This is a genomic window from Collinsella sp. CLA-JM-H32B (assembly GCF_040098065.1).
Classification (GTDB): Bacteria; Actinomycetota; Coriobacteriia; order Coriobacteriales; family Coriobacteriaceae; genus Collinsella.
In genome coordinates this window covers 1-14,728 of record NZ_JBBNNA010000002.1, presented here as the reverse complement: position 1 = coordinate 14,728, position 14,728 = coordinate 1, and the positions used below count along the sequence as shown (strand labels likewise).

The following is a 14,728-nucleotide window of genomic DNA, read 5'->3' as shown; positions in this document are numbered from 1 at the left end:
GGTGCGCGGTCGCGCGCGAGCTCACGCGGCGGCCCTTGGTAACCCGACTTCCCGCGCCGTATCCGTAGCGGCGCTCCCGGGGGAAGCGGATATACGCAAAGGAGTTCTATATGAGCAATCCCTCGAACCGCGCCTCGATGCGCGGGCAACTCACGCTGCGCGGCGTCGTCATCGGCGTCCTTGGCTGCGTGATTATCACGGCAAGCTCGGCCTACACCGCCCTCAAGATGGGCGCACTCCCCTGGCCGATCGTCTTCGCTGCCGTCATCTCGCTGTTCTTCCTTAAGCTCATGGGCAACGCCAGCCTCAACGAGGCAAACGTCACCCACACCATCATGTCCGCAGGCGCCATGGTCGCCGGCGGTCTGGCGTTTACCATCCCGGGCGCCTGGATGCTGGGCTATGCCGACCAGATCAGCTGGCTCGACATGTTTATCGTGGCACTCGCCGGCACCATCCTGGGCCTGCTGGCCACCGCGCTCATCCACCGTCACTTTATCGTGGACGCCGCGCTTGAGTTCCCCACCGGCAACGCCGCAGCTCAGACCTTGCGCGCGACCGAGGCTGGCGGCAAAACCGGCAAGCAGCTCTTTGGTTCCATGGCCATCGCAGGCATCTATAGCGTGCTGCGCGACGCCCTGGGCGTGGTGCCCAGCATGCTGTGCACGCTCAATATCCCCGGAGTGACCTTTGCCATCTACAACTCGCCCATGCTGCTCTCCGTCGGCTTCCTCGTGGGCTTCGCCCCGGTCGCTTTCTGGTTTGCCGGCGCGCTGCTGGGCAACTTTGGCATCATCGTTGGCGGCACCGCTGCCGGTCTGTTCGACGTTGTGACTGCGCAGGGCATCGTCAAGTCCCTGGGCATGGGCCTCATGATGGGCTTTGGCGTCGCCGTCGTCCTCAAGGACATCCTGCCGCAGGTCGCCGGTATCGTCCGCGGTCTTGCCGCCGACAGCTCCACCGACACCGACGAGCAGTCGCTCATCTCGGGCTCCCTTAAGCTCGACGCCGGCATCATCGGCCTGGGCGCTGCCGCCATCGCCGTGATCATCGCCATCGTGCTCGACCTTGGCCCCGTTCCGGCCGTCATCGTCACGTTGTTCACCTTTGTCACCACCATCATGAGCGCGCAGAGCTGCGGCCAGACGGGCATCGACCCCATGGAGATCTTTGGCCTCATCGTTATGCTCATCGTGGCTGCCTTTGCACAGATCGCTCAGGTCAAGCTGTTCTTTATCGCCGGCATCGTGGCCGTGGCGTGCGGCCTTGCGGGCGACGTCATGAACGACTTTAAGGCCGGCGCCGTGCTGGGCACCAATCCGCGCGCACAGTGGGTCGGCCAAGCCATCGGCGGCATCGTGGGCGCCCTGGTCGCCGCCGCTGTCATGGTCGCGCTCGTCACCGCCTATGGCCCGGACGCCTTTGGCCCCGACAAGAGCTTTGTTGCCGCGCAGGCAAGCGTCGTCGCCACCATGGTCTCGGGCATCCCGAGCGTGCCGTGGTTCGTTGGCGGCTTTATCGCCGGCATCGTCATGTACTGGCTCGGCATTCCGGCCATGATGATCGGCCTGGGCGTGTACCTGCCGTTCTACATGTCACTCACGGCATTCCTGGGCTCCTGCGTCAAGCTCGCCTACGACAAGTGGTCCGCCCACCGCGACGCCACCGCTGGTCTTTCTGACGAGGAGAGGGCTGCCAAGGACGCCGCCTTTCAGGAACAGGGCCTGGTTGTCGCCAGCGGCCTGCTCGGCGGCGAGTCCATCGTCGGCGTTATCCTGGCGTTTGTCTCCGTGGGCTTAAGCCTGCTGGGCTAAGCTGAGCAGCTGCTCGACAGCAACCATATTGCCTACGATTTGCCCGGTCGGTAGCTTTCGCGGCTACCGACCGGGCTTTTTGATACCAACGCAAAGAAAGGCCGACGTGCTGCGTATGACAGCGCGCCGGCCTTATCGTTTGGGTATCGAGACGGTCCCGCTATGAATTGAAGTTCACTGCAGAGCCGACGCCCGAATCACTACATGTGCTTGCGACGACGATCGCCCAGCGTCACGCCCGCGGCAACGAGCGTAATGCCGCCGATAACGAAGACCTCGCCCGCAAGCGCGGAGGTATCACCGGTCTGGGCGAGCGCTGCGTCCGCAGCCTTCTTCTTGGCGACAGGAGCCTTTGCAGCAGCCTGCGCAACCTGAGCCTTGGCCTGCGGCTCAGCCTTGGGATGATACTTGTCGTACTCGGTCTGCGCGGCAGCCAGGGCATCCTTGGCATCGCCAAGCTCGGCAAGCGCGGCGGCATAGGCGTCGTTGGCATCGGACAGCTTGGCATCGGCATCGCTCAGAGCAGCCTTGAGACCAGCGGCGGCATCGACGGCAGCCTTATAGCGAGCGTAGGCAGCGTTCAGCTTGACCAGCTTCTCGTTGCCCGTCGTGCCCGCGGCAAGGGATGCCTTGTGGTCGACAGCCTCAAGATCGGCCTTGAGCGCCTCGTCGTTGGCAAGCTCTGCCTTGGCCTTGAAGATATCGAGGTTCGCATCGACGACGGCTTCGTTGGCGGCCTCGAGCTGCTTCTGGGCATCGGCGACACCGGCGACGGCGGCGTCATAGGCGGCCTTGGCGTCGTCGACCGCCTTCTGGGCGCCGGCGAAGCGCTCGAAGGCCTTGTTTGCGGTGGCAAGCTCGCCCTCGGCGGCCTTGGCCTTCTCCTGTGCGTCGGACAGGGCCTGCGCCTTGGCGGCAACCGCCTGCTTGGCGTCCAAAAGAGCAGTCGCGGCCTGGACATCTGCGGCCTGGGCCTTGTCTACACCAGCCTGGGCGGCATCGTCGGCCTTCTTTGCCTCGTCAAGCGAGCGCTGCTTATTCGCAAGGCCCGCTTGGGCGGCATCGCGCTTGGCAGCAAGGTCCTTGACCGAAACCGTGGCGTTGTCATACGCCTCATTGGCCTGTTCGGACTTTGCCTTGGCGGCATCGCGGGCGCTGCGAACCTTCGCCTTGTGAGCAGCGGCCTCGGCTGCCTTCGTCTTGCTGTCAGCAAGCGTGGCGTTTGCCTTATCGAGAGCCGCCTGGGCAGTAGCGGCCTCGGCCTTGGCGGCATCGAGGTTCTGCTTGAGGGACTCGATGTCGATTCCGCCGAGTGCGTCCTTCGCGGCGTCGTATGCCGTCTTCGCGGCGGCGGTACCGGACTTAGCCTTCTCGTACTCACCCTTGGCGGTGTTCATGTTCACATCTGCTGCGGTGAAAGCGTCCTGGGCGGCATCCTGCCCGTTTACAGCTGCGAAGTAAGCTTCCCTAGTAGTTCCAAAGTTCTTCTGCGCCTCGGCGAGCTTGCCCTGAAGCTCCTTGAGCTGCGCCTTCTGCGCCTGCGTGCCGCCAGCGTTATAGGCAGAGTCGATGTAGTCGTTCACGAGCTTCTTGAACTCGGAGACAGTGAAATCCTTCTGCCCCGTGCTCCCGCTATAGTCGAAAACGGTTACCTCGGAATCGGTATTCTTACCGCTACCGGTCGCGATGCCGATAGCCTTCGCGCCGGCATCGATGATGTTTAGATAGTGCCCGCACTCATGGTAGATGCTGTTGTAGTGCTGGTAGATATAGTAGGAATCATATCGATGGCTTCCAAGTGCGTCACCATACTGCTCGACGTACTTATCGAACGCCTTTTTCTCCTGGGTGTAGAGACCGGTATATGGCCAGCCGAGGGTATCCTCGGTCTCGCCTCCGGTGTATGCCCCGCCGCCGCCTGCAAGATTCTCACCTTGATCGAAATAGCAGTTCGAGTGTCCCCAGATGTTCGATGAATATGATGTATTGAGGGCGGCTGCCGCAGTCATGCGGAGGCTGACGCTAAGCTCAGACTGGCCGTTCGCCTTGCGGAGGTTGTTCTGGGTATCGAGGTAGGTCAGGGCGTTACGCATCTGCTCCAAGGAGAGCGGATTGGTGTCGCGAGACATGTCCTGATCGACGTACTTGTCATACCAGTCCTGTTTCTCTGTCGTCCCCATGAGCATCGACGCGGCGGTACTTGCATTTGACTTCTGCTGGGCGGTGAAATCGCTGCTGTTGCTGATGTAGGCCATAAAGCCGAGCATGCCCTTATTGATGACTTCCTGGTCAACGGTCATGTTGGACTTTAGGTCTGCAATCTGCTGCTCAAGAGCCTCAACCTGGGCATTAGCAGCGTCATAAGCCTTTTCCGCGGCGTTCGAAGCGGCGCAGGCTGCCTCCCACTCGCTGCGCTTCTGCTTGCGAACTTCGACAAGCTTATCGTACTCAGCCTTCTTGTCGGCCTCGGTCTGCTGGGCCTGCTCGTATGCCGTCTTCGCGGCGTCACGCTTACTGGCCGCGTCCTTGTACTCCTTGTTTGCCGCATCGTATGCAGACTGGGCAGATGCCACAGCAGCGTTGGCGGCGTTGGCCTTCTCCTGCGCGGCAGCGACGGCAGCCTGGGCGACCTGCAGATTTGTCTGTGCGGTGGCGTCGGCATCCGTCGCGGCATTGAGCTCCGCCTGCGCGGTCTTGAGCTCACCAGCAGCAGCGATTTTGGCGGCCTCAAGCGCACTCAGGTCGACACCCGTACCCGAGACGGCAGCATCGAGCGCGGCCTGCGCCTGGTTGAACTTCTGCTGGGCGTTATCGCGCGCGGTGGTTGCGGCTGCGAGCGCAGCGGCAGTCTCCTGCTTCTTGGCCTGGGCAGTCGTCAAAGCTGCCTCGGTATTCTGCTTTTCCTGCTGGGCGCTGGCCTCGGCAGCCTTGGCCTGGTCCAGATTGTCCTGTGCAGTAGTAACGGCCTTATTGGCGTCATCGAGCTTTGCCCGCGCGTCCTCGACGGCCTTCTTGGCGGCCTCGTACTCGTCCATACCCATGGCCTCGAGCTTGGCCTGGGCATCATCGAGGGCCTTCTTGGCCTCATCCTGCTTTGCCTTGGCGTCCTTGAGCGCCTGGGTCTTATCCTCGACACTCTTGTTGGCCTGTTCGAGCTGATCGTTCAGGTCGCCCAGCTTCTTCTGCTGCTGCTCGGTCTTTTCGACGGCTGCCTTAAGCTCGTCGATCTTCTCCTGAAGCGCGGCTACCTCGGCCTCGTTCTGCTCGGCGGCGTTATCGGTCACGGCCTGCGAGGCCTGATTCTTTTGCTGCTGTGCCTGCTTTTGAGACTGGCCCGCCGCGTCGGCCTTCTTCTGGGCGGCATCGTAGGCGGCCTGAGCGTCCTTGAGCTGCTTTGCCGACTCCTCGGCCAGCTGGGCAGCCGTCTTTACGACCGCTTGGTTACCGGCGGCAACGGTATTCTCTACAGAACTACCCCCCCCCTGAACAGAATCGCCGTTATCGGTTGACGGTGCGGCGATTGCCGCCAGCGGCGACATGAGCGGCTGAGCGATGAGGCCCGCCGTCAAAACGGTTGCGACGGCGCGGTTGGCAACGCCCTTGACGTTGACGGCCTTGGCCCGAGGCTCAAAGTGTTGTGGACTGTAGTTTGCCATGGCTTTCTCCCTTTGACACGGATATATCCATACGTATCAAACGGTAGCTGTCGATTTTTGAATTCTGTTGCGCAACATTGGCGACCAGCGTTTTTTTGAAATTCACGCTCTCGTGCTTCACAGTTTCGTCACATTTGAAGGAGCTGGTGCATCATATTCTCGCGGGATGGAATTGAGCCTGTGATTTGCATTTGCTCCCGCGTCATCCGCCCTATCGGATTCCGCATCCAACAGACACCCCGCCCGCCACGGTGTAGAGTTAGGACAACGGGCGCGTTGCGCGGACCGCGCTGGAACGAGGTGGACATGGAACTCGACAAACAACAGATCAAGCGACTACGCAAGCGTCATCATCGGCGTCACGGCATCCGCCCTGCCCATAGTGAGGCTGCCGAGCAGGCTGGTCGCTTTTTAAAGCGCGCGTTCAACATTCGCGAGGGACGCGCGCCCTACCACGAAATCCGCAAGCGTTTTGTAAACGGGGCGCGTCTGACTGGCTCCCACCTATGCATCCTCATCATCGCCATGCTGATCGCGAGCATCGGCCTCGATATCGATTCGGACATCGCCATCGTGGGCGCCATGCTCATCTGCCCGCTCATGGGCTCGGTCCTTGCCATGGCATACGGCATCGCCACGCTCGACCGCGAGATTACCGTCGAAGCCGTCGCCAGCCTTGCGCTGCAGATGGCCTTTTGCCTGGTCACGTCCACGCTGTACTTTAAGCTCTCGCCCCTTGGCACCACCACGGCCGCCATCATCGACAACTCGACACCCACCGTCTGGGACCTTACCGTCGCACTCGCAGGCGGCTTTGCAGGCGGGCTGGGCAACTCGCGCGACCAGGAACCCGCCACGCTCATCGCCGGCGTGGCCGTGGCGACCGCGCTCATGCCGCCCCTGTGCGCGGCGGGCTACGGCATCGCCATCGCAAGCGGGTCACTGTTTCTCTCGGCGCTTTATGAGTTTGGCATCAACGTGGTCTTTATCGCGCTGGCTGCCGAAGCCGTGCTGCTTCTTTTGCGCGTGCCGCTCAAGCGCGACCTGAACGGCGACGGTATTGTGACCGCTGAGGAAGACGCCGAGGTCAACGAGCTGTCACGCAAGGTGCGCCGCCGCATCATTGTGGGCACGATGATCTTTACCATCCCCTGCATCGTCATGACCGCGGGGTCCATTGGCTCGGCGCAGGCCGGCGTGCAGGACGGCTACGGCGTCACCGAGACCACACGCGAGCTTGCCGCGGTGCTGCCGGGCTTTAAGGATTACACCGTCGCCGTCGAGACCTCGGCCACCGAAGGGGACGAAGAAGGCATCGTCGAGCGCGAGATTGTCGCCCATGTGACGACAGGCGAGGCGCTTGGGGCGCACGACCGCCGTGTCGCCCGCAAACTCATCGACCTCAATGTGCCCGAGCTCGATCGCGTTGAGTTCGATGTGAAGTGATGCGGGACGCGAGGCGGGCCCGGCGCGAGCGCGCGCAGCCACGGGGCACAGACGCAGCCAAGCGCAGCGCTACAGCTCGTACTTGTACACGCGGTAGATGTACTTCTCGGCTTCCATCTCGTAGGTGGCGATGGGCAGTCCATAGCGATCGTACTCGGCAAAAGTCTTGGCCATGCCCGATGCCACGAGCATGCTATTCGAATCGCCGACGCGCTGCGCACTGCTCGCATAGCCCGAGAACGGCACGGCGATCTGGTCCACAAGCTCGTAGGTGCGCACGGTCTCGTCCACCGTAAAGATGCGCCCAAACGAATGCGTTCCCTTGCTGTAGTCGGTCACCACCGCGGCGCCCAGCTGGCCCCAGTCGAACTTGGGATAGCGCTCGGTCGCACCAAAGTTGTTGTCGTATAGCAGCACCTGGTAGCGACCAGTCGCTGCCGTGTCAGAACTCGGCAGATACGTCACGCTGTGCTGGCCTGCATTGAGCGAGAAATCGCCCTGGGCCTGCAATAACTTGTCTTCAAAGCCCGAGCCAGCCCATTGCCACTCCTTTCTATTTCTGGGTCCATCTTCTCACTGCTGGCGGCCGAAAATGATCCGTTTTCCTCCGACCCCGAGGGATCGTTCTTAGTACTTGAAGAAGCCCTCGCCCGAGCTTTCGCCCAGCTTGCCTTCGTCGAGCATTTTCTTGAGAACGGAGGCCATGGCCTTAAAGTTGTAGGGCATCATCATCTTCTTGAGCAGCGGGCTCACCAGGCCCGGCACCTTCTGATACTGCATGACGATGTTGTAGGCCGTCTGGATACCCACCGTGTCGAATACGCGGAACGGGCCCTTGGGAGCGCCGGTGCCACGCGTCCACGCGAGGTCGATGCTCTTGGGATCGCTCACGCCCGAGACGTACAGATCAAGGCCCGAAAGCAGCCACGGTACCAACATGGAGTTGAGCAGATAACCGTTCTTTTCCTTGTTGACGGGCAACGCCAGCATACGGATGTCGTTGGCAAAGTCGACGAGTTCATCGAAGTAGCGCTTGTCGGTCTGGTCCTGTGCCATGACCTCGGTCAAGTTGTTCTTCCAGATAGAGTTGGCAAAGTGCAGCGACAGGTACTTCTCGGGGCGGCCAGTGTACTTGGCAAAGGTACTCGGCAGTAACGTGGAGGAGTTGGTCACGACGACGGTCTTTTGCGGAAGGACCGGGGCGAGCTTCTTGTAAAAATCGATTTTTGCCTGGGTGTCCTCGGCCATAGACTCGATGACCAAGTCGGCGTCGGTCACTGCCTTGGCAAGATCGAGCTCCAGCTTGAGTGTGGAGTAGGCGCGCTCAACGGCGGCGAGTGCCGCCTCTTTGTCGAAGGGCTTGCCGCTATCGGCGATACCGGAGCACCACTCGCCCGTGCCGTCCGCCATACCCTCGATTGCCGCGATGTACTCCTCGCGCACATGATCGATCTTGGGCTGGGTGCGACCGATGCTGCCCTCGCTGCGCAGCCAAATCGTTACATCGAAGCCGCAGTAGGCAGCCTGAAAGGCAATCTGGCTTCCCAGCACGCCGCCGCCGGCAACGCAAACGGTCTTGTAGCTCATAGGAACAGTCCTCTCTTACGTAATTCCATAGATGTGTATTTATTCAACCGTAAGAGGGCTGCACACTGGGGGTGGGTTCTATAAACGGACGGTAATTTGCGGCGAACGGCTACATCTGTTCATTAACTCTCGATTTTGAGGCCATTTTTTGGCGCTGCTGAACCGCTGTTTTCGGAAGTGCGGGGAAAAATCGGGTTTCGCCGACCAGATCGGCTTTTTTGACAACAAAACCGCAGGTCGCGGGAGTCTAAAAAGGCGGTGTGCTCGGGAGGTTCGCGTTTTTCACCGCACTTCTGAAATACGAGCCCACGGAAGGCTGTAGCAAGGTCATTTGCGCAACATGTGTCCAGCAAAAACGGGTGGTAGCCGATATGTCTACCACCCGCTTGCCTCATATCCAGCCCAAAGCAGGCCAGCTACTTCTTAATGCCGCGTCCCAGACGCTTGGCGACCGATGCAACAGCCTCCTCGCTGGCCGGCCCGCAGCTCACGCAGCCATCATGGGCACGCATCTGGCCAGTGACCTCGTCCATCGCGAGCGGCGCCACCTTCTCGAGCTTAAAGCCCTTGCCGGCGCGCATGTTCTCCTTGGCCACGCTGATCATGAGCTTAATGCGGTTGAGCTGGTTGACCTCGGACGCACCGGGGTCGTAGTCCACCGCGACGATGTTGCTCTCGGGGTGCTGACGGCGCAGCTCCTTGATCACGGCCTTGCCCACCACGTGATTGGGCAGGCACGCGAAGGGCTGCGTGCAGATGATGTTGGGCGCACCATGGTCAATCAGGTCGAGCATCTCGGCCGTGAGCAGCCAGCCCTCGCCCATGTTGTTGCACACCGAAAGCACCGTACGGGCCTTGTCGGCCATGGTGCCGATGCGCTCGGGCGCCTCAAAGCGGCGGGACTTTTCGAGCATCTCCTCCACCGGCGTACGCATCCAGTCCACCAGCTTAATGAGCGCCTGCATGCCAGCACGCGTGGTGGCAGAGCTTCCCAGCTCGTCCTTCTGCAGCTCGGCATTGCTCATGGAGTACAGGAAGAAGTCGAGCAGGCCCGGGACCACGGCCTCGCAGCCCTCGCGCTCGATCACGTCGACCACATGGTTGTTAGCCGTGGGGTGGAACTTGACCAGAATCTCGCCGACCACGCCCACGCGTGGCTTGGTGCCCTCGCCCACAAGCGGCATAGTGTCGAACGCGCGGATGGCCTCACGTGCAAGCTTGGTGTAGTTGTGTCTGTTGAACTTAGGCGCCAGCTTGCGGGCACGTGCCATGTACTCCTCGTAGAGCGCGTTGGCGGCACCGGGCGTGGCCTCGTACGGGCGGCAGCGATAGAGCATCTGCATCATCACGTCGCCAAAGAGTACCGCGTAGACTGCCTGCTTAAGCAGTGCCGGAGTAATCTTGAAGCCGGGGTTGTCCTCGCCGAGTGCCACAGCCGAAAGCGAGATTACCGGGATCTCGGGGTGGCCGCTCTCGCGCAGGGCCTTGCGGATGAGTGCGATGTAGTTGGTGGCACGGCAGCCGCCGCCAGTCTGGCTGATAACCACGGCCGTCTTGGACAGGTCGTACCGGCCGCTCTCGATGGCCTCCATAATCTGGCCCGTTACCAGAATCGACGGGTAGCAAATGTCATTGTTCACATAGCGCAGGCCGGCCTCGACGGCATCGTGATCGGTCGAGGGCAGCAGCTCTAAGTTGTAGCCGGCACCGCGGAACACCTCTTTGACCAGGTCGAAGTGGATCGGCGCCATCTGCGGGCACAGGATGGTGTAGCCCTCGTCGCGCATCTGCTCGGTAAAGGGCACCTTGGGCCATGCAGTCGATGCGCTCTCGCGCTGGGCCTCAAACGTGTACTTGCGGCTCGCGAACGCGGGAGCATCCGTGGAGGGAGCCACCGGCGCGGCATCACCCTGCTCGTAGGCCTCGCCCGCGGCCGTGGCCTCTGCCAGGCGCTCGGCCTCTTGGTCCTTGAGCGCTGCCATGAGCGAGCGGATGCGGATGCGCGCGGCGCCCAGGTTGGACACCTCGTCGATCTTGAGCACGGTGTAGATCTTGCCGCTGGCCTCAAGGATTTCCTGCACCTGATCGGTAGTCAGGGCGTCGAGACCGCAGCCGAAGGAGTTGAGCTGAATCAGGTCCAGATCGTTGCGCATCGTCACAAAACGGGCGACGGCGTACAGGCGGCTATGGTACATCCACTGGTCGACGACGCGGATCGGACGCTCAGGCTTCACCAGGTGCGCGAGCGAATCCTCGGTAAAGACCGCAAAGCCAAAGCTCGAGATAAGCTCGGGCAGGGCGTGGTTGATCTCGGGGTCGTTGTGGTAAGGACGGCCGGCGAGTACGATGCCGTGGCCGCCGTGGTCCTCGACCCACTTAAGAGCCTCCTCGCCCATGGTCTGGATATCCTCGTGGAAGCGCGCGTCGGCCTCAAAGGCAGCGTTGACGGCGGCATCGACCTCGGAGCGCGTAATCTTGGGTCCACGCACGCGACCGCGACCAGCCTCGGCATCGGCCACACGGTCGACGGCGAGCACCTGATACAGGCGGCGCTTGAGCTCGGTCTTGTCGTGATAGGGCACAAACGGATACAGGAACTCGATGTTCTGCTCGCGAATCTCGTCGATGTTGAGCGCCAGCGCCGTGGGGTAGCTCATGACGATGGGGCAGTTATAGCAGTTACCGGCAGTCGGGTCCTCCTTGCGCTCCCAGCGCACGCACGGCATCCAGATAAAGTCGACGTCACGGTCGATAAGGTTCATCACGTGGCCGTGGCTCATCTTGGCCGGATAGCACACGCTCTCGGACGGCATGGACTCGATGCCCGCCTGGTAGGTCTTCTTGCTCGACTGGTCGGACAGCTGCACGCTAAAGCCCAAGCGCGTAAAGAACGCGTGCCAGAAGGGGTAGTTCTCGTACATGTTGAGCGCGCGCGGGATGCCGACGGTGCCGCGCGGGGCCTCGTCGGGACTCAGGACCTCGCGGTTAAAGAGCAACTCGTTTTTCTTTTTGAAGAGGTTGGGGGCCTCGGTCTTCTGCTTTTTGTGGCCGGCGCCCTTCTCGCAGCGGTTGCCGGTAATGAAGCGCCTGCCGCCGCCAAAGTCGTTGACGGTGAGCTGGCAGTTGTTAGAGCAGCGACCGCAGCGGACATGCTTTTGCGTCACGGTAAGGTGCGCGATGTCCTCAGCCGAAAGGATGGTCGAGGTGCCGTCGGCGCCGGCGCGATCGCGGGCGAGCAGGGCCGCACCGTAGGCGCCCATACAGCCGGCGATGTCGGGGCGCACGGCATGCACGCCGGTGAGCTGCTCAAATGCGCGCAGCGTGGCGTCGGACATAAAGGTGCCGCCCTGGACGATCACCTGGCTGCCGATCTCCTTGGGATCGCGCAGCTTAATGACTTTGAACAAGGCGTTCTTGATGACGGAATAGGACAGGCCGGCCGCGATGTCGCCCACCGTGGCGCCTTCCTTTTGCGCCTGCTTAACGCGCGAGTTCATAAAGACCGTGCAGCGGCTGCCCAGGTCGACCGGGGCCTTGGCATGGATGGCGGCATCGGCGAACGCGCGCACGTCCATGTTCATAGAGACGGCGAAGCTCTCGATAAAGCTACCGCAACCCGACGAGCAGGCCTCGTTGAGCATGATGTGCTCGATGACGCCGTCCTTGACGCGCAGGCACTTCATGTCCTGGCCGCCGATGTCCAGAATAAACTCGACGCCGGGCAGGAATGCCTTGGCGCCGCGCAGGTGCGCGACGGTCTCGATCTCGCCGGAATCGGCCTTGAGGGCCTCGATGAGCAGCGCCTCGCCGTAGCCCGTGGTGGTCACGTGGCCGATGGTGCAGCCGGCGGGAATGTGGTTGTAGAAATCGGCCATGATGACCTTGGCCGTGCCCAGGATGTCACCGTTGTTGTTGCCGTACCAGGTGTGCAACAGCTGGCCGTCCTCGCCCACGAGCGCGGCCTTCATGGTGGTGGAACCGGCGTCGATGCCGATGAACACGCGGCCGGCGTAGCCGTCGAGCTTGCCCTTGGGGACGACTTCCTGGTCGTGGCGGGTTTTGAACTCGGCAAAGTCCTCGTCAGTGGCAAAGAGCGGATCCAGACGCTCGACCTCGGCACCCTGCGTGTCACCCAGGGCATCGATGGCCTCGATGAGCTGCGGGAACGTGCTGAGCTTGTTGGACTCGTGCGCCATGGCGGCGCCGCTTGCCACAAACAGATGGGCGTTTTGGGGCACAATGCGGTGCTCCTCGTCCAGGTTGAGCGTGAGGTAGAAGCGGTGGCGCAGCTCGGAAAGATATTGCAGCGGGCCGCCCAGGAAGGCGACGTTGCCGCGGATGGGGCGGCCGCACGCCAGGCCCGAGATGGTCTGGGTCACGACAGCCTGGAAGATGGAGGCGGCCACGTCCTCGGGGCGGGCGCCCTCGTTGAGCAGCGGCTGCACGTCGGTCTTGGCAAAAACGCCGCAGCGGCTGGCGATGGGATAGATGGTGGTGGCGTTGGCCGCGAGCTCGTTGAGGCCACTGGCGTCGGTGTGCAGCAGGGTTGCCATCTGATCGATGAACGCGCCCGTACCGCCGGCGCAGGTACCGTTCATGCGCTGCTCGATGCCGTTGTCGAAGTAGATGATCTTGGCGTCTTCGCCACCCAACTCGATGGCGACGTCGGTGGCCGGGATAAGGGTCTCGACGGCGCGCTTACTGGCGATGACCTCCTGGACAAACTCCAGGTCGAGCCACTGGGACAGCAGCAGGCCGCCCGAGCCGGTGATGGCGCAGGTCATCTGGACCGTCGGCAGCACGGTCGCAGCGCCCTCGAACAAGTCGCGGGCGCAAGCGCGGACGTCGGTGTGGTGACGCTGGTACTTGGCGTAGACAATCTGGTTGTCGTCGTTGAGCACGGCGAGCTTAACGGTGGTGGAGCCCACGTCGATGCCCAGGTGCAGGTTGCCGCGGGCAGCCTCGGGGTTGAAGATCGCGCCTTCGGGGGCCTGGGCGGCGGCTACGGGCTCAGCGGCGGTGGCGGGCTCGCTGACGACGGACGTCTCCCCTGCCACGTTCTTGGCATCGGCGACAGCCTCGGCAACTTTCTCGGCAGCCGCGGTCGCGGCCTTCTGCGCGGCGTCCACCACGGCGGGCGCAGCCTCGCGTGCGGCAGCGACCACACGGTCTTTAATGCCCTCGACGAGTTTGCTCATTGTCTCTCCTCTTAGTTGTTGGACTCGATGGTTGCGGCGGTATCGGCCGCGTCCTCGAGCTGCAGATTCAATAGCTTCATGCCGTATTCCGGCACGTTGATATCGATGGGTTGGCCATACAGGTCACCAGGGCGCACAAAAGCGATGACCGTCATAATGCGCGCCATGGTCTCGGGCGATTCGGAAAGGTCACGCTCAAACCAACGTTGGATCATGCCGACCTCGGCACTCACAACATAGGTGACGTAGTAGTCAAAGAAGGTGCCCAGCGCCAGGCCCAAAATGCCCGTCTGCGCACGCGGCACCACAGCCTCACGCGCGGTGTCGATAATCCTTTTAATAAAGGCCTGATCGCCGCCCGGACCCAACAGCGCACCGATTAAGTCGCGGTTGGCCGCAAGATAACGCAGCAGCTCAACCGAACCGGGTGCCGGCTCGAGTTCATCGATGTTGTGATAAAGGTCGGGCAGCTGAGCTGCGGTGATGAGCTCAATGCGCTCACGGATCTCGGCCAGCAAGCCGTCCTCGATTTGATTGATAAAGTCAGGGATATCGCGGTAGTGCGAATAGAACGTTCGGCGCGTAAGGCCGGCACGCTCGGTGAGCGACGCGACATTAATGCGCGAAAGGTCGCCGCTTTCGGCAAGCTCGCTGGCAAGTGCCTGGCGAAGGGCACGCTGCGAGCGAAGGGACCGGCGATCGCATTTCTCGAGCTGGGACAAGCGTCCTCCTTGTTACTCAGCCTGTGCGCTATTGCACAGTGCGAGTATTATTGCACACCGTGTGCATCAACACGTAAAGGCAATATTTTAGATGTGACAAAGGGCAGCCCCTTTGTCACATTCCGCCCACCTTTTGAATCGGCATTACCGATTGTCCGAAATGGCATTCGTGGGTAGAATAGTGTCGACGGCAGCCCAAGTTGTAGCTAGCTGGGCAGCGCCGTTGTTTGCATTAGGGGGTCAACGCCTTAGCGGCGGCGACCCCTTCTGTTGCGCTTCGAACGCTGCTTGAGTGCCTCGGAAAG

Annotated in this window: 6 protein-coding genes and 1 pseudogene; 2 read left to right on the top strand and 5 right to left on the bottom strand. The window is 61.9% G+C overall.

Annotation, left to right across the window (positions count from 1 at the left end; translation table 11 throughout):
- Positions 1-110 precede the first annotated feature (110 nt).
- On the top strand, positions 111-1,814 hold the full coding sequence (locus AAA138_RS02065) for an OPT/YSL family transporter (protein ID WP_161144637.1): 1,704 nt from the start codon (positions 111-113) through the stop codon (positions 1,812-1,814).
- Positions 1,815-2,014: 200 nt separating this feature from the next.
- Here AAA138_RS02065 and AAA138_RS02060 read toward each other — a convergent pair whose 3' ends face one another.
- Positions 2,015-5,470, bottom strand: coding sequence for a CAP domain-containing protein (locus AAA138_RS02060; RefSeq protein ID WP_349089374.1), 3,456 nt, complete (start codon positions 5,468-5,470; stop codon positions 2,015-2,017).
- A gap of 306 nt (positions 5,471-5,776) precedes the next feature.
- Between AAA138_RS02060 and AAA138_RS02055 the strand changes: the two genes are divergently transcribed.
- Positions 5,777-6,916 (top strand): DUF389 domain-containing protein, encoded by a 1,140-nt coding sequence (locus tag AAA138_RS02055; RefSeq protein WP_349089373.1) that lies wholly within the window; start codon positions 5,777-5,779, stop codon positions 6,914-6,916.
- A 69-nt stretch (positions 6,917-6,985) separates the two neighbouring features.
- Here the strand turns inward: AAA138_RS02055 and AAA138_RS02050 are convergent.
- From AAA138_RS02050 to AAA138_RS02035, 4 genes and pseudogenes are all read right to left on the bottom strand, one after another.
- Positions 6,986-7,447, bottom strand: a pseudogene (locus AAA138_RS02050) (aryl-sulfate sulfotransferase); the annotation flags it as partial.
- 96 nt (positions 7,448-7,543) lie between these two features.
- Entirely contained in the window at positions 7,544-8,503 is a 960-nt protein-coding gene (locus AAA138_RS02045) for a 3-hydroxyacyl-CoA dehydrogenase (RefSeq protein WP_349089372.1), read from the bottom strand.
- Between the two features lie 416 nt (positions 8,504-8,919).
- A complete protein-coding gene (locus AAA138_RS02040) occupies positions 8,920-13,701 on the bottom strand; it encodes an acyl-CoA dehydratase activase-related protein (RefSeq protein ID WP_349089371.1) in 4,782 nt (1,593 codons plus the stop codon).
- Between the two features lie 11 nt (positions 13,702-13,712).
- On the bottom strand, positions 13,713-14,423 hold the full coding sequence (locus AAA138_RS02035) for a TetR-like C-terminal domain-containing protein (protein ID WP_349089370.1): 711 nt from the start codon (positions 14,421-14,423) through the stop codon (positions 13,713-13,715).
- Between the last annotated feature and the right edge of the window lie 305 nt (positions 14,424-14,728).